Source organism: Arminella tubonensis, from assembly GCF_003240585.1.
Classification (GTDB): domain Bacteria; phylum Pseudomonadota; class Alphaproteobacteria; order Rhizobiales; family Rhizobiaceae; genus Rhizobium; species Rhizobium tubonense.
In genome coordinates this window covers 77,994-99,434 of sequence record NZ_PCDP01000045.1, presented here as the reverse complement: position 1 = coordinate 99,434, position 21,441 = coordinate 77,994, and the positions used below count along the sequence as shown (strand labels likewise).

Genomic DNA, 21,441 nt, shown 5'->3' with positions numbered 1-21,441 from the left:
AGCGCGACGTGCCGTCGGGCATGACGCCCTGGCCCTGGGTCGAGCGGATCGCGGTGCAGAGGTTCGTCTTGCGCGAGAGGCAAGAGGGGCATTGGCGGCATTCCGGCGTATAGAGCGGGATGACGTGATCGCCCTTTTTCACCGAGGTGACGCCGGGGCCGACGTCGACAACGATGCCGGCACCCTCATGGCCGAGAATGGCGGGAAACAGACCTTCCGGGTCAGCGCCGGACAGGGTGAAATCGTCGGTGTGGCAGATGCCGGTGGCCTTGACCTCGATCAGCACTTCGCCGGCGCGGGGGCCTTCGAGCTGAACGGTCATGATCTCGAGCGGTTTTCCTGCCTGAACGGCAACGGCGGCGCGAACGTCCATCGTCTTGTCTCCCTGGTGTCTTTGCTTTGATAAGTTTGATTGCAACGACATTGACACGGGCCAAGCGCGCCGCTCAAGCGAAAAATCAGTTGCTTAGCCGTGTTTGTTGCAAGAATGAGATGAACGGCGTGGTTGTTTGGATCGTGCTTGTCAGGATGCGCCACGGGGTGGGCGATCCGCGTCAAAACAAGGCTGCTGCCGCGTAGATGATCGCGTAGCTGTGCATCGCAACCGCTGAGTAAAGACCGAATCCGACCAGCATGCGTTCGGCGCTGCCCATCGGGTCCAACTTCTCCTTGGGCTTTACCGAGCCAGAGCCGATAAGGCTGAGAAGGGTAAAGACTGCAAGGCCTGCGAGAAGAGCGTTGTTTGGTGCGCCGATGAGCCAACCGACGCAGAGGATCGCCAGCGTCACGGCGAAGCTTGCGCCGAGGAGCGACTTTTTCGTCAGAAATACCTGACGCAATACCTGGCCGCCGTCGAAACGGTACATCGGCAGCAAATTGAGAAGATTAAAGCCGCCAAGGATCAGAAGGAACACCAGCAGCGGGCCGGCGAGCTCATGCGGCAATAACCCTAGCACAGACGCTTCGCGACCGGCGATCAGGATCGGCACGAGAAAGGCGGACATGCCCGGACCCATCAGTGCGCAGGTTGCGACCTCGAAAACGCTGTTGTAGGGCCGCCCGCCAATCGCAATGCCGCCGAGCAAGGGGACGAAGATCATGCGCACCTTTGCGTGCCCGAAGGCGCGGTAGGCGGCCATGTGGCCAAGTTCATGCAGAACGATCACCATCGTCAGAAAGGTGGAGATCATCAGGCCTACGGCATTCAACCCGAAAAACGGCCAGAGCATCAGCGTCGACGCTATCGCCAGGACCGCTTGGACCAGCGGATGTTCGAAATATCCGTTCGGCTTGGAGCGCCCGGTCGCGACCCAGCCCGCGAGGGCTCGCATTTCACGGCGCAGGACAAAATATCGGAACAGGAGGAAGGCGAGGCCTCGGTAGCGATCGGTTTGTTCGATCACCAGCATCGCGCCGTCGGGTGTCGCGATGACGTCCCGGCGTTCCCGGAAATCGCGCCAGAAGCGGCTGTCCAGCGCGCTGTCGTCAACGATACGGGCGCTGTAGGCGTGATCGTGCGGATGAGCTCCGTCTACCGGCCCTATGGAGAGCAGGCGGCGGATCGGCTGACCTCGACGATCCGAGTGGCGATAAATCTGTTCGACGATGCCGGGTCTGTCTTCAAGTTCACGGCTGGAAATTACCTGATGATGCCAATCGGCCATTTCCCCTGCCGGGTCGATCGCGCGCCAGAGCGTGTCGGAGCCGGTTCGAAAGTGGCGGCGAAGCCGGATCGTTCGCATGCCGAGCGGCGCTGCCATCAGCAACCAGAGCAGTCCGATATTGATGGTCAACAGCAGAACCGCGGAATGAACCGTCGACATCAGGCGCCTCCAGCGGGAACACTTCACCACTGTCCTGTTCTACTGTTGTCATCCTTAAGAAAACACGCGCGGAATTGGTTAGAATCTTAACGGTTCGGCCGGTTCAGGCGAACTCCATGATCACGGCGTCGACCGCCAGACTTTCGCCCTGCTTGGCGTTGATCTTTCCAACGATGAGATCCCGCTCGGCGCGGAGAACGTTTTCCATCTTCATTGCCTCGACGACCGCAAGCGTTTCGCCCGCCTTGACTTCCTGACCCTCGGCAACAGCAATGGCGACGACAAGACCGGGCATCGGACAAAGCAGCAGTTTCGAGGTATCTGGCGGCAGCTTGACCGGCATCAGGCGATCGAGTTCGGCCTGACGCGGGGTGAGTACGCGCGTCTTCACCGAGAGGCCCTGCCAATCGAGGCGCAGACCGTTCAGGAAGGGCCGGACCTGCGCGATTATGGTGGCACCGCCGACGCTGCCATTCCAGATCACATCACCCGGTCTCCAATCGGTGACAACGTTTATTGTCGCGCCGCCGATTTCGATGTCCATCTCGAAGGGGATGGTGATCATGCCGTCGAGCAGGCGTGCCGCGATATAGTCGTCAGTACCGAGTTTCACGATCCAGTCTTCACGCAGCGGCGGGGCGGCTGGTCGAAGCCGGTCGGCGTAGCGCTCCCGCCGGTTGGCCTCGATCAGGCTTGCGGAAAGGGCAATAGCAGAAAGTGCGGCAGTCTGCTGTTTGTCGGGCGTCATGGGCGCGAAACCGTCCGGATACTCCTCGGCTATGAAGGCTGTCGAGAGCCGGCCCTCACGCCAGCGCGGATGCTTCATCAAGGCGGACAGGAAGGGGATGTTGTGCTCGATGCCCTCGACCACGAAGCCGTCAAGCGCCCGGCCCATGGCCTCGATCGCTTCGGTTCGCGTGGGAGCCCAGGTGCAGAGCTTGGCGACCATCGGGTCGTAATACATCGATATCTCGGCGCCTTCGAAGACGCCGGTGTCGTTGCGGACGATGCAATTGCCGAATTTCCCTTCCTGCGGTGGCCGGTAGCGTGTCAGCCGACCGATCGACGGCAGGAAATTGCGGTAGGGGTCCTCGGCATAGAGGCGGCTTTCGATCGCCCAGCCATCGAGCTTGATGTCCCTCTGCGAGAAGGGCAGCTTTTCACCTGCAGCGACGCGGATCATCTGTTCGACGAGGTCTATGCCGGTCACAAGTTCGGTGACGGGATGCTCGACCTGGAGGCGGGTGTTCATTTCGAGGAAATAGAAATTCCGGTCGCTATCGACGATGAACTCCACTGTGCCGGCACTTTGATAATCAACGGCCCTGGCAAGCGCCACCGATTGTTCGCCCATGGCTTTTCGCGTCTTTTCATCGAGGAAAGGCGAGGGCGCCTCCTCGACTACCTTCTGATTTCGCCGCTGGATCGAGCACTCTCGCTCGCCGAGGTAGACGACGTTGCCATGTCCGTCAGCCAGTACCTGAATCTCGATGTGGCGAGGGTCGACGATGAACTTCTCGATAAAGACCCGGTCGTCCCCGAAAGAACTCCTGGCTTCCGAGCGGGCACGATCGAATCCGTCGCGCACGTCATCTTCGCTCCAGGCGATGCGCATGCCCTTGCCGCCGCCGCCGGCAGACGCCTTGATCATGACAGGGTAGCCGATCTCCCTGGCTATCTTCTCGGCGTGATCGGCGTCATCGATGACGCCGAGATAGCCCGGCACGGTTGAAACCTTGGCGGCATTCGCGAATTTCTTCGATTCGATCTTGTCGCCCATCGCCATGATGGCCTTGGGCTTTGGGCCGATGAAGATAATGCCTTGTCTTTCCAGGGCCTCGCAGAAAGAAGCGCGCTCGGAAAGGAAGCCGTAGCCCGGGTGTACCGCCTCGGCGCCTGACTGTTTGCACGCGGCGATGATCTTGTCGGGGACAAGATAGCTTTCCGAGGCCGGTGCTGCTCCGATATGAATGGCTTCGTCGGCCATTTCGACATGCAACGCATCCCGATCCGCATCAGAATAGACGGCGACCGTCGCGATACCCATGCGGCGCGCAGTCTTGATGACGCGGCAGGCGATCTCGCCGCGGTTTGCGATCAGGATTTTCTTGAACATCTGTACTCCACCCGGCCCATTCCCGGCTGCTGTTCTAGCCTCGAATCGCCTGATGGTTCAATGTATCAATAGTGATCGTGGCATGAAGCGATTGGACACTAGGCAGCTCGGCCGTCGGAAGCGAAAATATCGTCGGATACACGCAGCCAACGGCTTGTCCTTGGACGTTCTTCTTCGCACAGCTGTACACAGGCCATCAATTCTTCCCAGCCGGGATGGTTGACGGCGGCGCTCGTGGCCGCGGCGATTTTGCCCAATGCCGCAATTTCGGACGCCGATAGCAGCAGTCGTCCCCGATCATGGGCCGCGCGCAGGATCCGGTTGATGTAGTCGAGATCACGGAGGGTGATGCCGGGGCGATGCGCTGGGTCGGTGGGGCGAGTATAGGCACCGGCACCGCGGGTTATCGCCAAACGAAGCTGGTCGAGTGCAAGGGTGCTCAGGTCAGTCGATCTGTCACTCGACACCTCGATGATATGTAGTATCGCTTCCAGCTCGAGCGGCGACTTGACGACTCCGTCGTCCGACAGCATGCGTATCAGCCAGTCGACTTTGTTTTCACTGAGCAATCCTTGTGGATGGCTGTGATGAACGACGAATTCGGTGAGTGCCTCGACGAAGAACGTGTTCCATTGTTCGCATTTTTCGGGGCAGGCGTTTTGCAGGGCAAGCAGTGTAATCGCATCGTCCGGTGTCCGGATGCCATCCGGAAAGGTCACCTTGCGGAGCGTCATCAAATCTTCGGCCGACAGCCTGCTCTTCCCGGCGATAAGACTTGCCGGAAAAGAGAAACGAAACTCGTTCATCTTTTATCTCCAGTTTCATCATGAAACTGAGGCTGGCTTTTATGCCCGTCGCGTTGATAAAGCCTCAAAGAGACGAGTTAACGGAACCTTCCGCCGACATGGCAGATTTGAGCGAACGCGACTGAACCCGTTCGCGCCAGATGATGAAGAGGCCGGAGCCGACGATGATCAGGATGCCGAGCCACTTCGCGGCGTTCGGGAAATCACCGAAGACGGCGTAGCCGAGCACGGTCGCGGAGATGATCTCGAAATATTGGAACGGCGCCAGCAGGGACAGCGGCGCCAGCCGGAAGGCCCGCACGACGAGTATGTGAGCGTAGCCCGATATCGAGCCGAGAATCAAAAGCAGCAGCAGGCCAAGCCATGACGAGGGCAGGGAAAGAGCGAAATCGGCGCTGCCGATGGCAGATCCCGTCCAGAGCGCTGCGGCCATGAAAACTGTTCCGCCGATGCCAGCCATCGTCTGCATCGTCAGTGGCGAATCGGCTTCCCCGATCGCGCGGTTCATGAAGAGATAGACTGCGTAGAGGAAGGCGCAGGCGACCGGTAGCAACGCTTTCCAGCCGAAGATCTCGAAGCTTGGCTGGATGACGATCATTGCGCCGCCGAAGCCGACCGCGATCGCAAGCCAGCGCCGCCAATCGACCCTGTCGCCGAGGAAAATTGCCGATAGCGCCGCCAGCATGAACGGCTCGACGAAATAGATTGCGAAGACATCGGCGAGCGGCATGTATTTGACAGCGACGAAGAAAAGCAGGCTGGCAGCACCGTGCAGCATCCCGCGCAACAGGTTCAGCCAAGGCCGTTTTGCCGAGAGAGCCTTTGAGCCGAGCATGGTGAAAAGCAGTGGCAGGGTGCAGACGAGCTGGAAGAAGAAGCGATAGAAAGTCACCTGTCCCGGGGACATGTTCTCGAAGTTCGCCATGTATTTGGCGATCGCATCCATCGTCGGCAGGATAATCATGGCGGTGGCCATGATGATCATGCCTTGCAACGGATTTTGATGGGCGGAAATGGCAAATTGCTTCGACATGGGACTTCTTTGCTTCAGCAGCCATGAAACACAGGAGCCTTGTCCGATCAAGCGGGCGATGAAGGCCGGTGCGGCCAGACGTCGACTTGCCGGAGAGATTTTGTCGAATTAGACATGCCGGGCTGGCAGCATGCCGCTCACGGACCTATGTTCGACATGCAATTGGTCTAAAGACTTAAGTCTGTCCGTGAGTTTCGCTGCGTGGGGATTGAAGGAGAGCATCCGATGCTGAAGACGGAACGCGAGATCACCGTTTTTTCTGAAGAGAACGACGACACGCTCGGCGGACGCCTTTCCGCGGCGCTCGACGCGGCCGGTATCAGTGCCGAATCACTTGCCAACCAGCTGGGCGTTCGCCAGGAAACGGTAGTTGCGTGGGAATCGGATCGTTCGGAGCCGCGTCCGTCGCGACTAGTCGATATCGCCGGTATTCTCGGTGTATCGCCGATGTGGCTGATGACCGGGGCCGGCGAGGGGCCAGGGGAGCTCAACGACGAACGGGCACTCGAGGCCGTGAAGATCGAACTCGGGCGACTGCAGTCCGCCTATCAGGAAATCGGCCGGCTGATCGATACGACGAGCCGACAAATCGAGAAACTCGACCATCAAATCAAGTTGCGCAACCTGACCAGGGATGTGACGCACTAGTCATTCGGCGGTCGTATCGCCGAACACGGCCTCGAATGCCTGGCGCAGCTTGACGTCCACATCAGGCATCATCACCAGCAGGCCGAGATCGACGAGGCTGGTGACGCCATAGGCGGAGATCCCGCAGGGCACGATACCGGTAAAATGGGCAAGGTCTGGGTCGACGTTCAGCGACAGGCCGTGGAACGTCACCCATTTGCGAAGGCGGATACCGAGTGCTGCGATCTTGTCCTCGGCCATCGTTCCGTCGGGCAGCAGCGGCTTTTCCGGCCGGCGTACCCACACCCCGACGCGATCCTCCCGCCGCTCGCCGCGGACGTTCATCAGGTCGAGCGTGCGGATGATCACCTCTTCCAATGCAGCGACGAAGGCGCGCACATCCTGGCGACGGCGCTTCAGGTCCAGCATCACATAAGCGACGCGCTGGCCCGGGCCGTGATAGGTGTATTCGCCGCCGCGCCCGGTGGCAAAGACGGGAAAGCGATCCGGTTCGATGAGGTCGGCGGCGTCGGCGCTGGTCCCGGCGGTATAGAGCGGCGGATGCTCGACGAGCCAGACCAGCTCATCGGCGCTTCCGTCGGCGATATCAGCGACTTCACGCTCCATCGTGGCGACTGCTTTCTCATAGGGTACAAGGCCGTCGGCGATGCGCCAGCGCACTGGCGGGGAGCCCGCCAGCGGCAGCATGGAAAATTCGAGATCGGCGCGCAGCATCGACATATTCCTCATCACTGTTCGGGCACGCTGCTTTTTGCAAATCCGCGTCAGACAGGCAAGTTCACCGCTATATGGAGGCTTTCGCGAAGTAATTCAAACATCGGGGAAAACTCATGAAAAAAATCTGTCATATCGCTCTTGTGCCCCCCCAATGCTTTTGCTACATGCAGCCCCGCCGGAGCAATTCGGCTCTACCACGATGCGGTCGTGGCGGAATTGGTAGACGCGCAGCGTTGAGGTCGCTGTGGGGCAACCCGTGGAAGTTCGAGTCTTCTCGACCGCACCAAAGAAACCCGCTTCGGCGGGTTTTTTGTTGCCTTGACGTCAGGTTCGATTCCCTTTGCCTGCTCCCGGCCTTCCTTCGAAAACGCGGTCAAATAGTTTCTACAGCGTCGTCCGGCGATCTGCTCCGCTTCAGCCCCCGGCTGCAATTTCCCTGGGATGTTTCACATTTCGCTGGTGTTGTTGCCATATTTGGCTGCCAGTCTGCGAAGTGGCGCGACGGCTTTCGCGCGTCGATTGACAATCGCAAATGCGAGGTCAATAGTCGGTATATCATTGATAAATACGGAGGATCACACCATGACAAGTCGTACAGTCTTATTGATGTCGTTCGCGTCTCTCGCCGTCCTGGGTTCGCTGTCCTTCGTGACACCGGCAGCGGCGCTTACGATGAAAGAGTGCAGCACGAAGTACAAGGCCGCCCAAGCCGCTAACACGCTGAACGGCATGAAGTGGAACGATTTCCGAGCCGCGCAGTGCGGTACCGATGCGGGCGCGACAACGGCAGCTGCACCGGCCGCCGCTGCAACAGCGCCTGCCGCGACCACTAAGCCTGCGGCGACCACTAAGGCGATGACTGCGGCCGCTAAGCCGGCTGCAGCAGATGCCGAGCCCGATGCCGCGATGCCGCCGGCAAAAGAGCCGCCGAAGCCAACAATGAAAGCACCGGCCGGCGTCAGCTTCCCGTCCGCAGTGTCGCCTAAATACGCCACTGAAACCGCTGGCAAGGCCCGGTTCCATACCTGTGTCGACGCTTATAACGACAACAAGGCGAAGAACACGCTCAACGGCGTGAAGTGGATCGAGAAGGGCGGCGGCTATTACAGCCTTTGCAACTCGAAGCTGAAGGGCTGATTAGTCCGACGCTTACAAAATACGGGCGCCAGTGGGCGCCCGTTCTCGTTTGACCGGTGCGGTCATTCGTCGTCGTCCGGGATGTTGGCGTCGACGCCGATGATGCTCAGATTATTTTTCACCTGTGTCACGCCCGGTATTCCGAGTGCTTTGAGTTCCAGATGGCGAGCGGTGATGGCGTCATCTACCTGACCTTCGAGTATGATAGTCGACCCCTCGGCACGAACGTCTATCAGCTCGGGGCTGACGCCCTCAAAACCGCTGAGAGCGTCCATGACCCTTTCTTCCAAATCGTCGGCGTTTTCTCGACCACGGGTTCCGGCAGACAGCTGCTCGGCCTGGCGTTCCTGTTGTCCGGTTTCATCAGTGTCAACGACGGTGTAGCCCTTGTTGGTGTCTTCATCGAAATTTGCCGCGGTTTCGCCATAGGGGCGGTTGCCGGGCTCTTGTGATTTGGCGCCTGCGTCGTCGTCATAGGGCCATCCGTCCTGGAGGTCCCGCTCTTCATAGTCTCTATAGTCTTCTTCGCGCGTCAGGACTTTCTTCTTGGCGGTCATGCTCAGCCTCCTTGTTGATCTGACGGTAGAACGAGGAGATGGTGCGCTTGGTTCAATTTCCTTTCAAGCTTTCATCTTTTCCCACTTCCTGACCAGCCGGTCGCGCTTCAGTTTCGACAGCCGCTGCAGCCAGAATATGCCATCGAGCTGGTCGATCTCGTGCTGGATGCAGATGGCGAGGAAACCCTCGGCGTCCTCTTCATGGAGGACGCCACTCAAATCCTGATAGCGGAAACGGATCGACTTCGGGCGGGTTACATTTTCCGTAGCGCCAGGCATGGAAACGCTTCCCTCAATATGCTGCATGGTTTCCGGCGAAGACCATGTGATCTCAGGATTGACGTAGGTGCGGATGCCGTCGTCACGACTGAGCTCGATCACGGTCACGCGGCGGTGAACGCCGATATGCGCGGCGGTAATGCCGACGCCGGGTGCGGCGCGCATCGTCTCGAGAAGGTCGTCCGCGAGAAGGCGTAAATCGTCGTCGAAGCTTGAAACCGGGGCACATGCAGTTCTGAGGCCGGGATGGGGGAATTTTAGCAGGGGCTGGATGGTCACGTGATTGCTCTGTTAAGGGAACGACATGTCTGCGACTTGAGGATATGCATGCGGCATAGCAAATGCCATGGGCCTGATTCTGGTCTGCGGAATATCAACTATTGATCCTATCTATTTGTTGACAATACCTTTTTTGCCGCCATTCTCCTAGGCGGCACCTATGGTCCGAAGGTTCGGGCGGAATGCGAGGCGGCAGATGATGACGGTTGAAGAAGACGAACGCATTCGCAACAACCTTGATACGGACGATGATATCTACGACGAGGACGGCAATGTTCGCTCGGACTTTCTGACGCTGGTCGTTAGCGCCCTGACAGAGCGCAACGTCCCGTTTCTTCAGCACAACGTTGCCCGCCTGCACGAATCGGAAATCGGCGATCTGCTGGAATCGCTGCAACCGGAACAGCGCCTGTCATTGGTGCGGCTGCTTGGCGACGACTTCGACATGACGGCACTGACGCAGGTCGACGAGGCGATCCGCCGCCAGATCGTCGACCAGATGCCGAACGACCAGATCGCGGCCGCGATCGGCGAGCTGGACTCGGACGACGCCGTCTATATTCTCGAAGATCTCGATCAGGTCGACCGCGACGAGATCCTGTCGCAGCTGCCGTTCACGGAGCGGGTGCGCCTGCGTCGCGCTCTCGACTATCCCGAGAGTTCAGCCGGGCGCCGCATGCAGACGGAATTCGTCGCCGTGCCGCCGTTCTGGACCGTCGGCCAGACGATCGACTACATGCGCGACGAGGAAGACCTGCCGGAGAGCTTCTCGCAGCTCTTCGTCATAGACCCGACCTTCAAGCTGCTCGGCGGCGTTGACCTCGATCGCATCTTGCGCGCAAAGCGGCACGAGAAGATCGAAACCATCATGCGGGAAACCTCGCATCCAATCCCGGCCGAGATGGACCAGGAAGAGGCGGCACAGCTTTTCGAGCAGTACGACCTTCTGTCCGCAGCTGTCGTCGACGATAATGATCGTCTCGTCGGTGTGCTCACCATCGACGATGTGGTCGACGTCATCCACGAAGAAGCCGACGAGGACATCAAGCGCCTCGGCGGTGTTGGCGACGAAGAACTGTCCGACAACGTCACATCGACGGTGCGCTCGCGCTTCGTCTGGCTGTTCATCAACCTTCTGACGGCGATCCTGTCATCGAGCATCATCAGCGTTTTCGACGGTTCGATAGAGAAAATGATCGCACTCGCAGTATTGATGCCGATCGTCGCCTCGATGGGCGGCAATGCCGGTACGCAGACAATGACGGTTACCGTGCGCGCATTGGCGACCGGTGATCTCGATATCCACAATGCCTGGCGGGTCATCAACAAAGAGACCTGTGTAGGGTTTCTCAACGGCATACTCTTTGCGATCATCATGGGTGCGATCGCCACGTTCTGGTTTCATGATTCCCAGCTTGGCATCGTCATCGGCGCTGCAATGATCATCAACATGGTTGCGGCCGCGCTTGGCGGTATCCTCCTGCCATTGGCGCTCGATCGCATGGGTGCTGATCCGGCCATCGCGTCATCGGCGTTCGTGACGACGGTTACCGATTGCACGGGCTATTTTGCCTTCCTGGGCATCGCCACATGGTGGTTTGCCATCCACTGAGGCCACTATACACCAAGATTGAATTTTACTGCTTCCCGCTGTGGCCGACTTCAGCGCAGGTTGCCAAAAATTGACTTTTACGTAACAGTCAATATGATGTTTGCATCGGCGCGCGAGCTCGGACGGCAGGTGGCCGGGCAAAGGATTGCGCGCCTCATCGAACATTTGCCGCCCTCCCTGACGCTCGAGTACAGGCCTGGCGCGGCGGTACTGGGGGACGATTTGCCGGTGAGCAAGTACTACAGCATCACGGAATTGACGCGGGAATTCGGGGTTTCCACGCGAACGCTTAGGTTCTACGAGGACGAGGGGCTGATACATCCAGAGCGGCGCGGGCGGACGCGGCTCTTCCGGCAGGCGGATCGTAGGCTGATCATTGAAATCCTTCGCGGAAGGCGCATCGGTTTCACCATTGCCGAAATCCGCGAGATCATCCAGGTCTACAAGGAACCGCCTGGTGAAATCGGGCAGCTCAAGCTGCTGATGAAGCGTGTCGATGAGAAGCGCGAGGATCTGCGCCAGAAGCGCAAGGACATCGACGACACCTTGGCGGAGCTCAATCACATCGAGGAGTCCTGCCTCGGTCGGCTTGCTGAAATCGGAGTGGGCACCTGATTGAGCCTTATGCTTCTTCAGATCCAGCGGCGGGTATGTTTGCAGTAGGATTCGAAGTCGCAGCCGAAGCGCGACAGAAGAACGATCTCCTCCCGCTTGATCGCGACTGACGTCGTAATCGTCGCAGCAATGATAGCGGTGACCAGGAACCAAGGGTTGCCGGTCAGCAGCCCGAAGCTGGCTGTCATCAGCGTGTAGCCGAGATAGATCGGGTTGCGCGTGTAGCGAAACGGCCCTCTGGTCACGAGATGCCTAGCGCTACGCCTCCGCATTGCGGGCGCCCGGCTTTCAAGGAGCGTCTTAATCGCCCAAACGTTCAGCCAGATAGCGGCGATCGTCAGGCTGGCGCCGGTGATCCAGGCCACGGTCGATTGAAATTGTGGGACGGGGAGGCTAGCGATACGCTCAAGAACAAGGGCGGCGAGAATGGCAAGGCCGTAAAGCAACGGCGGCCACGGATACTTCAGAGGCTTCGAACGAAAGGCATTCATTGAATAATCCCGTCATTGTGCGTCTGTCGTGCACTGTATTGCGATTCGCCCTATTTGTTCATTGTCATCCGCCTTTATTTTACCGGACTGCAGGGGCTCGAAAAGTTGCTGCGCCTGAAGTTTATCAAGCGTGCACTGGCAGAAGCTTCGGCAAAGCGGTTCACCGGCAGACTTGATGCAGGACGCGTTGCATTGGCGCAGATAGCTCTGGACGGGATCCGGTTTCGGCGCCGGAGCTACCACTGACAGAAGATAAACAAGGCCGAACAGCAGGGGCTGATGGATAAGGTAGAAAAGCAGGCTGTGGCGCCCGGCGCGAGCGATCAGGTTTGTGCCGGTGCCGAGCCTGGCAAGCGGCGACAGCCAACCGCGAACAGTGGCGATTTGCGCGATCCCGAGACCGAAGAGAAACGGTGTGAGCCAGGGGAAAATCGGCACATAGTCGTTCGAGCGCGGCAGATGAGCTGACAGTCCAATCCACCGAAGCCAGGGCGCGTCGAAGAAGTCCGAGTGGAGATAGAAAGGCGCGGAGATATTGTCGACATAGACGCCGACAAGGAGGATGACCGCCACAAGAAGCGTCACCGCTGCCGGCAACCTCAGGAAGATCAGGCCGATAATGCTGGCCGCGGCAATCGAATGGAGGATACCGAAGAATATCCACTCGTCCCGCATGCCGATGAAAGTGACGACGGAGATCGCTGCTGCGGCTCCAGCGATCATGCCCAGCCGTTTGAAATATGACCGCCAGCGGATATCGGGAGAGTTCGCGAGAACAAGGCTAAAGCCTGCCAGGAACAGAAACGTACTGGCGATGACGCGGGCATAGATCTTCAACCAGCCCGTCTCCGCGGTTCCCGGTTCGAGATAGCCGAAGAACTCGAAGTCCCACGTGAAGTGGTAGCTCGCCATGGCGAGCAGCGCGACGCCTCTTGCCGTATCAAGGATGCCAATGCGTGGCAGTTCGCGCGGTGCATCGACGCTCTCGGCAATAGCGGCCATCAATGGGTCCTTTCAGGCGGGAATTCGTGTTGCGTCTTGCGCGCCGGGAGACAGGACAAGCGCGGCGATTTCATGGCGCATTGATGTCGAGGATGGCCAGTCTTGCGTCCGAGAAAAATTGCCGACGAATAAGTATGACGATGATGAAGACGCTGGTGACCATGAAGACATAGGGGCTGAGGAACCAGCCGAGATAGCCGATCGACAGGAAGATCGCGCGCAGTCCCGCATTGAAGTTTCTGGCGGCGATGATGTTCATGCGGATGACGCGCTCGACGGCCCGTTCCGTTGTGGCGCGATCGGCATCGACATAATCCATCATCGGAACGGCGCCGAAGAGGATGGTGCAATAATTGAACAGCCGATACGACCAGCCGAACTTGAAGAAGGCATAGCCGAACAGGCCAGCCAGGCCGGCGACCTTCAGTTCGAATGCCGTGCGGCCACCGTTGAACATGAAGGGCAGGTCGGCGAAGAACGCGTTGACCTTGTCCGTCGCGCCCAGCAAGGCGAAGCAACCGCCGATCGCGAAGATCGATGTGGAGGCGAAGAAGGCGGTGCCGTTCTGCAGGCCGGCGAGGATCTGCGTATCGATCATCTTCAGGTCGCGGCGCAGCGAATTATAGATCCACTCGCGCCGCCGCTCGATCATCGCCTGCGTCAGGCTCGTGCGGTCGAAGAAGCGGGCGCTGGTGGTGATCCAGTTCAACCCGATCCAGAGAAGAATAAAAGCGGCGAGAGCGACATAGTCGGCGGTCGTCATGAAAACTGATCCTCAAAAATCCATTGGCGTCGACTCTATCCATCGCCGACGAAGGTGCAATGGCGGGGCGGGCGTTGTTACTTGTTATGTTTGCCTCCGCTTGCGCCTGCCTGTAATGTCGCTTGGATGAAACCCGATGTCGGTCGGTCACCGTGTCTCTCGGTGCCATTGACGTAGCCTCGTATCGGCGATCTCTCCACAAGGTGCAAACAACCCATGTTTCTTTCCGTATTCGACGTCTTCAAGATCGGCGTGGGACCGTCCAGTTCGCACACGATGGGGCCAATGTCTGCCGCCAATCGCTTTCTCGACCTGTTGCTGTCGAACGAATGGCCGAGACCATCATCCAACGTGCACGTTACCTCCCTCAAGGTTAGCCTGCATGGGTCGCTGGCCTATACCGGGATCGGGCACGGAACGGGAAGGGCGGTCGTCCTCGGCCTGATGGGCGAACGACCTGATACGGTCGATCCGGATCACATGGATGCGATCATTGCCGAGGTGGAGCGGACCGGGCGTATCAACCCAGCCGGCCACCCGGCCTACGAATTCCAGCCTAAGACCGATCTTGTCTTCGACAAGAAGACGCCGCTACCGGGCCATGCCAACGGCATGAGCTTTTCGGCTTTCGACCGGGACGACCGTCTGCTCGTCAAGCGCATCTACTATTCGGTCGGCGGCGGGTTCGTCGTCACCGATACGGAGCTTGAACAGATGCGCGCTAACAAGTCGAAGCCGGCCGCCGGCGAGCGCGTCCCGTTTCCGTTCGCGACCGCAAAGCAGATGCTGGAGATGTCGACGCGTTCCGGGCTGACGATCGCGCAGATGAAGCGGGCAAACGAAGAGAGCCACATGTCGTCGGAGGAGCTGGACGCCGGGCTCGATCGGCTGTGGACCGCAATGAACAGCTGTATCGATCGAGGACTGAAGGGCGAGGGCGTCATGCCGGGCGGCCTGAATGTCCGCCGCCGTGCGCGAAAGATCCATGACAAGCTTCAGGAAGAATGGCGTAGCAACCACGTCAACCCGCTGCTCGCCAACGATTGGCTTAGCGTCTACGCCATGGCGGTCAACGAGGAGAATGCGGCAGGTGGCCGGGTGGTCACTGCGCCAACCAACGGTGCCGCCGGCGTCATTCCCGCGACGATCCGTTACTATACCCATTTTCATGAAGATGCGGACGCCCATGGCATCCGCGAATATCTGCTGACCGCGGCCGCCATCGGTGGCATCATCAAGCACAATGCCTCGATTTCCGGCGCCGAAGTGGGCTGTCAGGGCGAGGTGGGCTCCGCGGCCGCGATGGCTGCTGCCGGCCTTGCTGCCGTGATGGGCGGTTCGCCTGAGCAGATCGAGAATGCCGCCGAAATCGCGCTGGAGCATCACCTCGGGATGACCTGCGATCCGATTGCCGGATTGGTGCAGGTTCCCTGTATCGAGCGCAATGCGCTCGGTGCCGTCAAGGCAGTCACGGCTGCTTCGCTGGCGCTCAAGGGTGACGGTCAGCATTTCGTGCCGCTGGACGCTTGTATCGAGACGATGCGCCAGACCGGCAACGACATGAGCGAGAAATACAAGGAAACGTCGACCGGTGGCCTTGCTGTCAATGTCGTCGAATGTTGAACCGGTCGCGGAGTGTCGAGCTTGTGGACGCCGCTGTCTAAAAGCTTGACGCTGCCGGCCAAAAGGATTTCAACGGCGGCATGGCTTTGCATCTCATCAAACTGTGCGTGGGCGCCGACTCGATCGACGACCTGCGCGAATGGGTTTCCGGGCGCTCGCTGACGGCAATCGCCGCGGGCCTCGAGCCGCACACCACCCACACGACCCGCATGGTACCGAAACGCGTCGACGAGCTGCTGGAAGGCGGATCGCTCTATTGGGTGATCAAGGGACAGGTCCAGGCGCGGCAGAAGCTGCTGGATGTAAAATCATTTACGGACGCGCAGGGCATATCGCGATGCCATCTGGTGCTGGCCCCGCAGGTTGTCGAAACCGCGATCCAGCCGAGGCGCCCGTTTCAGGGATGGCGCTACCTGCCGCAGGAGGACGTCCCGCGCGATCTGGACAGCCTTGGCGAAGGGGTTGCCGAGCTTCCGGCGGAGCTGCGCCGCGAACTTTCCGAGCTGGGATTGTTGTAGGCTACGCCTTCAGCGCAGACGCATCAGGACCGGTGCTTGACCGACTGGAGAGGTGATGTGCAGGTGTATGCGCGCCTCCGGCTGGGAATAGCGCCAGGCGCGAGCGCCGTGGCAGAGGAGGACGTTTATCAGGTCCTTCGTCTTGGTACGGGGCCGATTGAGGCCGAGGTCAGCGATGCGCATCGCCGCTTCGTGAAGCGGATGCAGGGCGTGCCCCTTCTGCTTCGTCTTTGCTCCAGTATCGAGCGAGAAGTTGGGATAGTTCTCGTTCATAGCCATGTTGTTTCCCCGTAACGCAATACAAAACTCAGGGCCGAACCCGATAAACGCCGGGGTTCGATGGAACCGGCCGCCAACTGCAGCAACCGGCAAAGCTGGAAATATCGTTGCCGCGACTATGCGGCATCGACGATTTACTGTGCACTCGCCCAGCACTTCATGCCGGACCTCTTCAGTACGTTGCAGGCATTCACAGCATCGCGCTGATCGTCGAAGCCACCGAAGCGGGCGCGGTAGATCTGCGAGCTGCCGCTTCCGAAGGCGACGGCGTAGGGCTTGGCAGATTGAAGTGCCTTGCCGCCCTTGCTTTTGGCGTCATCCAAAAGGTTGCTTGCCAATTCCTTGCTCGGCGACACGCCCACCTGGATGACCCAACCGCCGGGGCCAGCGTTGGCCGACTTTTGGATTTTGCCAGTCGACCCGGTGGTTACAGTGTCGACCAAGTTCGTGTCGGTGGAGGCTTCCGCGTAGGACGGCGCGATGGACGCAACTTCGTTGGCCGGCACCTTCTGCTGATGCAGCTTGCCCACGACAAGCGGATTGGAAGACTTTGGCGTTACAGCGGCGAATGCTGCTTCGCTGGAGGGCCTGGATTCGTCGTAGCGCTGGTCCTGGGCCGGGATGCTCTTGGTTATATTCGTGTCGAGGGCCATACGGGCAGCTGCAGCGTTCGCGTCCGGCGCCGTGGGAACGGCTTTCTGCGGCGTGGCTCTGTCAGGTGCGGTCTGAGCAATGAGATTGCTCGGTCCGGCGTGAACAGATGCCTGTGGCAGGTAAGTGGCGACCAGCTTGCGCATCTGGTTGTCGCGGGCAGGGGTAGAGACACCGCCGAGGACGACGCCGACAATCGAACGGCCGTCGACTTGCGCTGAAGTCACCAGATTAAAGCCGGCTGCACGGGTGTAACCGGTCTTGATACCGTCGACGCCTCGTACCGAGCCGAGAAGACGGTTGTGATTGCCAATGACGCGGTTGCCGAACTGGAAGCTGTGCGTGGAGAAATAGCCGTAATACTGCGGAAAATGCTCGCGAAGGGCCATGCCAAGGCGGGCCTGGTCGCGGGCGGTCGTCATCTGGGCGGTGTTAGGCAGGCCGTTCGGGTTTCGGTAGGTCGTGCGCGTCATTCCGAGCGCATGCGCCTTGTTGTTCATCAGATGCGCGAAATTCTCTTCGGAGCCGCCAATATATTCTCCGAGCGCCATGGCCGCGTCGTTTGCGGAGAGCGTTACCATGGAAAGGATCGCCTGCTCGACGGTCACGGAACCACCGGCACGGACATTGAGCTTGGTCGGTGCTTGCGCAGCTGCGTGGGCGGAAAAAGGAACCTGCGAGTCAATCTTGATGCGACCCGACTCAAGTGCCTCGAATGTCAGATAGAGTGTCATCATCTTGGTCAGCGAGGCTGGATAGTGCAGGGTGTCCGCGTTGTCGCTGTAGAGCACGTTGCCGGTCTTTGCGTCGACGACGATACCGGCGTAGCCCGGGCCGCCCGAAGCCTTAGATGGAGAAGCCACCGCGACTGAAGCGATCGCCACGGTGAAACCAAGAAGCATCGACCTGAAAAACTTAGCCGGGCGGGATGACGATGCGGATAAAATTGACCTGGACACTACTTCACTCTTCGCTTGCATTTCGTTCTTAACTATTGGGCCGCTGGCCCCCACGGACGGCCGTTGACAGACAGAGTAGGACGTCAGCGTTACCAATCGGTTTATGATGAACATTTGGTTTCGAGAATTCGCCGTATTTTTATCGATCCGTTCCAAGGCCACGCCCACCGACTGGCTTGCTGTTGTCGAGACGATTTTCAACGAACGTCTGAATAGCTGCATCAATGTGATCCCAATCGCCCAACAATGTGCTCGAAAAACGGTAAAGGACGCTCAAATCCTTTCCGACTTTAATATCCCGCTGGCAGTCTCCACTCGTTGCCTTGTCCGAAGCAGTCGGCAGCAGGCAGCGGACAACAAAATCCGGCTTGCCTGCGCGGGGGGCGGTCAAGAGCACTTCGCCGCCGTAGCCCGCGTCGGCGCGAAGGCGGTGCGCCGTCAGGCCGTGCGGGCCAGCGAACGGGGCGCCTTCGATCAGGTGGGAATAGATCGGGTCCATACGGCCCGACATATCACGCGACATGGTGCTCTGGGTGAGCTGCATGAAAATCAACGTTGACGACTGTGAAATATCGTTGAAGCGCAGGCGATCGGCTTCGCTATAGCCCTGCATCTGTGGCCAGGTGAGGTAGAGATCGACGCGCTCAGCTGGGCCGTCCGCCCGCTCGCTCGGAAAGCGGATGGTATTGGCGGCAAGTCGAACGCTGTCGTCGCCGACGGTGACTGTGAATTCTCTCGTGCTGTCGGTGTGTCCGGCAAGCGAGATACGCTGGCCAAGCGAGCGTCCGCCGATGGTGATACCGACCGTCAAGACGGCAAGGACAGCAACCGCTGCCGTCAGGCGATAGACGAAACCGCTCGAGATCATCGGCGTTTCATGGATGGTGGCGGCGGGTGACGGAGGGGCCATGCAACTGCCTTTGATTCCATTGTCCCGTGGTCGATACAGGAGGGTTACGACAACCCGGGCAGGAACGCCAGATGAGTCTCGTTATGGAATAGTTGGAGCCGCGATGGTTAACGTGACGTTAATCGGGCGTGTTCTTGCCTCCGTGGCAAAAAATAAAAGAGCCGTTCCTGGGACAGCAGGAACGGCTCTGGGCACCGGTCGGGACGGGATTTGGGACGGAGACCGGGCCCTTCGTTCAATCGCCAACGGAGGTCGCTGGCGATTGAATGTTTGTTATTAGTTGACGCTACCAACCGCCACGGTGTGACCGTCCTGCAGCTTGACCCAGCGCGACGGATCGGCCGCGGACACACGCTTCAGAAAAGTATATTCCGTGTCCGACCAGAGCAGCACCTTGTTGCGCATGTTATCGAGGATGAAGTCGCCGTGATCTGTACGCACTGTCAGCACCGCGTGGCCCTCGCCATTCGGCTGGAGCACGACCGTCATCAGGGTGTCCGAAGGAGAGAAACCGGCAGCGATGAGTTCCTTGCGCTTCAGCAGGGCGAAGTCTTCGCAATCGCCAGCGGTTGTCGGGATAGCCCACTTCTCCTCGACGCCGTATAGCTCCATGTCGGTCATGGGCTTGATGGTGGTATTGACCGTATAATTGATGCTGAGCATCATCTTCCAGCGATCCTGCGTCAGGATTGCCGGCCCGGCGTCGCCGCCAGCGTAGGAGCATTCTGTCGGATTGTCGCGGCAGAATTCATAATGCCCGATCGGCGGCGCTGCGTTTCCGGTAATCGTCATGCTCGCCGGCGTCGCATTGGCCAGACCAAACATTCCGAAGGTCAAAACCGCAGCGGTGACGCCGCTGCGAAGCCAGGATGAAATTGTCATTACCGTCTCCCCGTTATGGAGAGGAGAATGACATCGAGCTTTTTATTCCACGCAAAATTACGTAGTCAAATTAAAGACTTAATAGAATCAAATGAAAATCTAAACGTAATAAAACAAGACTAAAACTTGCGTCAAAGTTGATCCTAATTTTCGTCAAATTTTACGGAAATCAGCAATATCAAGCGGAAGCCCGCCGCCTCTACCTTTCTGATTTTCAAGGGGTTTGGTCAGATGCGAATGCCGAAAAGGTTACGATTTCTCGCGGGCTGTTGAATTTCCACGATCTTGCGCACCTAAATTGAGCGCCTGTGAATGACAGGCATCGGTCTCAAAACGATCGAGTTGTGCCATTTCGGGAAAATGGGTCGGAATTTTTTATTGTGAAACACGTCGTTTTATCGCGCTGCGGCGAAGAGCGAACTGAAGGAGGCTCCGCGCAGATCGAGCGGGTCAGGCAGCAAAGACCTTGAGCATGGACGGCGCCGACATTGTTTCGTTGGCACGTCCGGCAATGATGTACCTTAAGGTGTCCTCGACGGTGCGGGGGCTCACCGGCTTGGAGATCACGCCCAGTGTGCCGGGCACTCCAGCTGCAACGACCTCGGCATTGCCGGTCATGAAGACGACAGTGATGCCGAACTGTTCAGCCAGAACGCGTCCGATCTCGGGACCGCTGGCGCCATCGGAAAGGTTGACGTCGACGAAGGCAATATCGCAAACAGGGGCAAGCTTGAGCGCATGGTCCCGACCGCTGGCCAAGCCGACGACGTCGAAGCCCATATCGGAAATCATATCTTCCAGGTCGAGTGCGATAATGAGGTCGTCTTCCACGATTAATATTCTGCATCGCGGTGCGTCATTCACCGCCGTCTCACGCGTGGAGATCGTCTGCATGATTATTTGCCCAATATTTCCCGGTAGCTTTGATAGTGCCAATCAAATTGCGCCAAGCAACCGGTTCCCAGCCTCGCTCGGACATGCCCGAAACGTCGAAGCATCGAATAGGTTCCATGCATTCGGCGTCTTGTCGGAACTCACTGGGAAAGGCTGCTGCGAACGACGGCTATCCGCTCAGAGAAACTCGCGCAGTGTGTCGCGTGATTGGATGGAGAGGAATTCGATCGCAACGCCCTCGGAGAAATGACGTATGACGCGGCCGCGCATATTGCCGAGCCGGACAGGGGTGCCAAGTGAGGGTCTTATCTCCATGTCCAGGGCCGCACCCGAAAGCGACAGGTCCATGATCCGACAGCTGTAGACCGTACCATCTTCCATCGTCAGCTCGCTGACGACGGTGCGCGGTGTCAAGCGGTCGTGGCGACGATCTTCCGGCAGACCAAGCTCATGCTTGTTGGCAAGCCAGGTCAGCTGTGCGGCCAACTTCTCGCGCTTACGATCGGTGGCATTGATCGACATGGTGAAGCCACGACTGTCGATGGTCAGTACGCTGCCTTCGACGCGGCCAAGATGGTCGATGTAGGCAATGACGCGTTCACCAGATCGGGGCCGGCCCTTGCATATGACGTACATGTCGCCCGGCGACATATCGACGACCATGCATTCAAACTCTTCGTAGGTTGCCAGCATCAGGCGGCCCTGCATATTGATCGGCACCCGTTGAAAGGCCCGCTGATCTGTGCGAGGGACATTCCGCGTCGTCTGAGCTGGCTGGAATGAGTGCATCAAAGTGCTTCTTAAATAAGATCTGCTTCACTCAATCATTAGCCGCAATCCCTTAACA

The 21,441-nt window shown here is 58.9% G+C and carries 23 protein-coding genes and 1 tRNA gene; 7 read left to right on the top strand and 17 right to left on the bottom strand.

Going from position 1 to position 21,441, the window contains the following annotated elements; all coding sequences use genetic code 11:
- The 5 genes from CPY51_RS22520 to CPY51_RS22500 form a co-directional block, all read right to left on the bottom strand.
- The coding region (locus CPY51_RS22520) for an alcohol dehydrogenase catalytic domain-containing protein (protein WP_154677728.1) at positions 1–373 on the bottom strand (373 nt) is incomplete at its 3' end.
- A 181-nt stretch (positions 374–554) separates the two neighbouring features.
- A complete protein-coding gene (locus CPY51_RS22515; protein ID WP_111162466.1) occupies positions 555–1,823 on the bottom strand; it encodes a zinc metalloprotease in 1,269 nt (422 codons plus the stop codon).
- Between the two features lie 103 nt (positions 1,824–1,926).
- Complete coding sequence (locus CPY51_RS22510; protein WP_111162465.1) at positions 1,927–3,939, bottom strand: acetyl-CoA carboxylase biotin carboxylase subunit; 2,013 nt, start codon at positions 3,937–3,939, stop codon at positions 1,927–1,929.
- Between the two features lie 98 nt (positions 3,940–4,037).
- Complete coding sequence (locus tag CPY51_RS22505; RefSeq protein ID WP_244598756.1) at positions 4,038–4,673, bottom strand: hypothetical protein; 636 nt, start codon at positions 4,671–4,673, stop codon at positions 4,038–4,040.
- Between the two features lie 136 nt (positions 4,674–4,809).
- Positions 4,810–5,778: a DMT family transporter gene (locus CPY51_RS22500; protein ID WP_111162463.1), complete on the bottom strand. Its 969-nt coding sequence runs from the start codon at positions 5,776–5,778 to the stop codon at positions 4,810–4,812.
- Between the two features lie 225 nt (positions 5,779–6,003).
- On the opposite strand from CPY51_RS22500, the gene CPY51_RS22495 reads away from it, so the two are divergent.
- Positions 6,004–6,426 (top strand): helix-turn-helix domain-containing protein, encoded by a 423-nt coding sequence (locus tag CPY51_RS22495; protein ID WP_111162462.1) that lies wholly within the window; start codon positions 6,004–6,006, stop codon positions 6,424–6,426.
- Here the strand turns inward: CPY51_RS22495 and lipB are convergent, their stop codons facing one another.
- Positions 6,427–7,146, bottom strand: coding sequence for a lipoyl(octanoyl) transferase LipB (gene lipB / locus CPY51_RS22490; protein WP_195909606.1), 720 nt, complete (start codon positions 7,144–7,146; stop codon positions 6,427–6,429).
- 198 nt (positions 7,147–7,344) lie between these two features.
- On the opposite strand from lipB, the gene CPY51_RS22485 reads away from it, so the two are divergent.
- Together CPY51_RS22485 and CPY51_RS22480 are read left to right on the top strand one after the other, a co-directional pair.
- Positions 7,345–7,429 (top strand) — tRNA-Leu (locus CPY51_RS22485).
- Positions 7,430–7,725: 296 nt separating this feature from the next.
- Positions 7,726–8,280, top strand: a complete 555-nt coding sequence (locus tag CPY51_RS22480) for a hypothetical protein (RefSeq protein ID WP_111162460.1) — start codon at positions 7,726–7,728, stop codon at positions 8,278–8,280.
- Positions 8,281–8,342: 62 nt separating this feature from the next.
- Here the strand turns inward: CPY51_RS22480 and CPY51_RS22475 are convergent, their stop codons facing one another.
- The gene (locus CPY51_RS22475) at positions 8,343–8,837 is read right to left on the bottom strand and encodes a BON domain-containing protein (protein ID WP_111162459.1); all 495 of its coding nucleotides are present in this window, start codon (positions 8,835–8,837) and stop codon (positions 8,343–8,345) included.
- Between the two features lie 63 nt (positions 8,838–8,900).
- Entirely contained in the window at positions 8,901–9,395 is a 495-nt protein-coding gene (locus tag CPY51_RS22470; protein WP_111162458.1) for a peptide deformylase, read from the bottom strand.
- A gap of 196 nt (positions 9,396–9,591) precedes the next feature.
- On the opposite strand from CPY51_RS22470, the gene mgtE reads away from it, so the two are divergent.
- Positions 9,592–11,007, top strand: coding sequence for a magnesium transporter (gene mgtE, locus CPY51_RS22465; protein ID WP_111162457.1), 1,416 nt, complete (start codon positions 9,592–9,594; stop codon positions 11,005–11,007).
- A 222-nt stretch (positions 11,008–11,229) separates the two neighbouring features.
- Positions 11,230–11,622 carry a MerR family transcriptional regulator gene (locus CPY51_RS22460; protein ID WP_111162479.1) on the top strand — a complete coding sequence of 131 codons (393 nt, stop codon included), beginning with the start codon at positions 11,230–11,232 and terminating at the stop codon, positions 11,620–11,622.
- Between the two features lie 17 nt (positions 11,623–11,639).
- On the opposite strand, the gene CPY51_RS22455 is transcribed toward CPY51_RS22460, so the two are convergent.
- The 3 genes from CPY51_RS22455 to CPY51_RS22445 form a co-directional block, all read right to left on the bottom strand.
- A complete protein-coding gene (locus CPY51_RS22455) occupies positions 11,640–12,113 on the bottom strand; it encodes a methyltransferase family protein (protein ID WP_111162456.1) in 474 nt (157 codons plus the stop codon).
- 12 nt (positions 12,114–12,125) lie between these two features.
- Positions 12,126–13,115, bottom strand: coding sequence for an acetyltransferase domain-containing protein (locus CPY51_RS22450; RefSeq protein WP_111162455.1), 990 nt, complete (start codon positions 13,113–13,115; stop codon positions 12,126–12,128).
- A gap of 70 nt (positions 13,116–13,185) precedes the next feature.
- A complete protein-coding gene (locus CPY51_RS22445; RefSeq protein WP_111162454.1) occupies positions 13,186–13,878 on the bottom strand; it encodes a DUF599 domain-containing protein in 693 nt (230 codons plus the stop codon).
- Positions 13,879–14,094: 216 nt separating this feature from the next.
- Here CPY51_RS22445 and CPY51_RS22440 point away from each other — a divergent pair, with 216 nt between their 5' ends.
- A complete protein-coding gene (locus CPY51_RS22440; protein ID WP_111162453.1) occupies positions 14,095–15,501 on the top strand; it encodes an L-serine ammonia-lyase in 1,407 nt (468 codons plus the stop codon).
- Positions 15,502–15,581: 80 nt separating this feature from the next.
- Positions 15,582–16,019, top strand: coding sequence for a DUF1489 family protein (locus tag CPY51_RS22435; RefSeq protein WP_111162452.1), 438 nt, complete (start codon positions 15,582–15,584; stop codon positions 16,017–16,019).
- A gap of 9 nt (positions 16,020–16,028) precedes the next feature.
- Here CPY51_RS22435 and CPY51_RS22430 read toward each other — a convergent pair whose 3' ends face one another.
- The 6 genes from CPY51_RS22430 to CPY51_RS22405 form a co-directional block, all read right to left on the bottom strand.
- Positions 16,029–16,298 (bottom strand): hypothetical protein, encoded by a 270-nt coding sequence (locus CPY51_RS22430; protein ID WP_111162451.1) that lies wholly within the window; start codon positions 16,296–16,298, stop codon positions 16,029–16,031.
- Between the two features lie 134 nt (positions 16,299–16,432).
- Positions 16,433–17,929: a D-alanyl-D-alanine carboxypeptidase gene (locus tag CPY51_RS22425; protein ID WP_111162450.1), complete on the bottom strand. Its 1,497-nt coding sequence runs from the start codon at positions 17,927–17,929 to the stop codon at positions 16,433–16,435.
- A 118-nt stretch (positions 17,930–18,047) separates the two neighbouring features.
- Positions 18,048–18,818 carry a hypothetical protein gene (locus tag CPY51_RS22420; protein WP_111162449.1) on the bottom strand — a complete coding sequence of 257 codons (771 nt, stop codon included), beginning with the start codon at positions 18,816–18,818 and terminating at the stop codon, positions 18,048–18,050.
- A gap of 276 nt (positions 18,819–19,094) precedes the next feature.
- Positions 19,095–19,700 carry a transglutaminase-like cysteine peptidase gene (locus CPY51_RS22415; protein WP_111162448.1) on the bottom strand — a complete coding sequence of 202 codons (606 nt, stop codon included), beginning with the start codon at positions 19,698–19,700 and terminating at the stop codon, positions 19,095–19,097.
- 450 nt (positions 19,701–20,150) lie between these two features.
- Positions 20,151–20,594 (bottom strand): response regulator, encoded by a 444-nt coding sequence (locus CPY51_RS22410; protein ID WP_111162447.1) that lies wholly within the window; start codon positions 20,592–20,594, stop codon positions 20,151–20,153.
- A 177-nt stretch (positions 20,595–20,771) separates the two neighbouring features.
- Complete coding sequence (locus CPY51_RS22405; protein ID WP_111162446.1) at positions 20,772–21,383, bottom strand: PilZ domain-containing protein; 612 nt, start codon at positions 21,381–21,383, stop codon at positions 20,772–20,774.
- Positions 21,384–21,441 lie beyond the last annotated feature (58 nt).

Coding starts and splice junctions, on each gene's coding strand:
- CPY51_RS22420 (WP_111162449.1), bottom strand. CDS start 18,818: ATGGCCCCTCCGTCACCCGCCGCCACCATCCATGAAACGCCGATGATC.
- CPY51_RS22445 (WP_111162454.1), bottom strand. CDS start 13,878: ATGACGACCGCCGACTATGTCGCTCTCGCCGCTTTTATTCTTCTCTGG.
- CPY51_RS22415 (WP_111162448.1), bottom strand. CDS start 19,700: ATGACAATTTCATCCTGGCTTCGCAGCGGCGTCACCGCTGCGGTTTTG.
- CPY51_RS22510 (WP_111162465.1), bottom strand. CDS start 3,939: ATGTTCAAGAAAATCCTGATCGCAAACCGCGGCGAGATCGCCTGCCGC.
- CPY51_RS22450 (WP_111162455.1), bottom strand. CDS start 13,115: ATGGCCGCTATTGCCGAGAGCGTCGATGCACCGCGCGAACTGCCACGC.
- CPY51_RS22495 (WP_111162462.1), top strand. CDS start 6,004: ATGCTGAAGACGGAACGCGAGATCACCGTTTTTTCTGAAGAGAACGAC.
- CPY51_RS22480 (WP_111162460.1), top strand. CDS start 7,726: ATGACAAGTCGTACAGTCTTATTGATGTCGTTCGCGTCTCTCGCCGTC.
- CPY51_RS22500 (WP_111162463.1), bottom strand. CDS start 5,778: ATGTCGAAGCAATTTGCCATTTCCGCCCATCAAAATCCGTTGCAAGGC.
- CPY51_RS22505 (WP_244598756.1), bottom strand. CDS start 4,673: ATGACGCTCCGCAAGGTGACCTTTCCGGATGGCATCCGGACACCGGAC.
- CPY51_RS22440 (WP_111162453.1), top strand. CDS start 14,095: ATGTTTCTTTCCGTATTCGACGTCTTCAAGATCGGCGTGGGACCGTCC.
- lipB (WP_195909606.1), bottom strand. CDS start 7,146: ATGTCGATGCTGCGCGCCGATCTCGAATTTTCCATGCTGCCGCTGGCG.
- CPY51_RS22515 (WP_111162466.1), bottom strand. CDS start 1,823: ATGTCGACGGTTCATTCCGCGGTTCTGCTGTTGACCATCAATATCGGA.
- CPY51_RS22425 (WP_111162450.1), bottom strand. CDS start 17,929: ATGCAAGCGAAGAGTGAAGTAGTGTCCAGGTCAATTTTATCCGCATCG.
- CPY51_RS22430 (WP_111162451.1), bottom strand. CDS start 16,298: ATGGCTATGAACGAGAACTATCCCAACTTCTCGCTCGATACTGGAGCA.
- CPY51_RS22475 (WP_111162459.1), bottom strand. CDS start 8,837: ATGACCGCCAAGAAGAAAGTCCTGACGCGCGAAGAAGACTATAGAGAC.
- CPY51_RS22435 (WP_111162452.1), top strand. CDS start 15,582: ATGGCTTTGCATCTCATCAAACTGTGCGTGGGCGCCGACTCGATCGAC.
- CPY51_RS22410 (WP_111162447.1), bottom strand. CDS start 20,594: ATGCAGACGATCTCCACGCGTGAGACGGCGGTGAATGACGCACCGCGA.
- CPY51_RS22405 (WP_111162446.1), bottom strand. CDS start 21,383: ATGCACTCATTCCAGCCAGCTCAGACGACGCGGAATGTCCCTCGCACA.
- CPY51_RS22455 (WP_111162456.1), bottom strand. CDS start 12,113: ATGAATGCCTTTCGTTCGAAGCCTCTGAAGTATCCGTGGCCGCCGTTG.
- mgtE (WP_111162457.1), top strand. CDS start 9,592: ATGATGACGGTTGAAGAAGACGAACGCATTCGCAACAACCTTGATACG.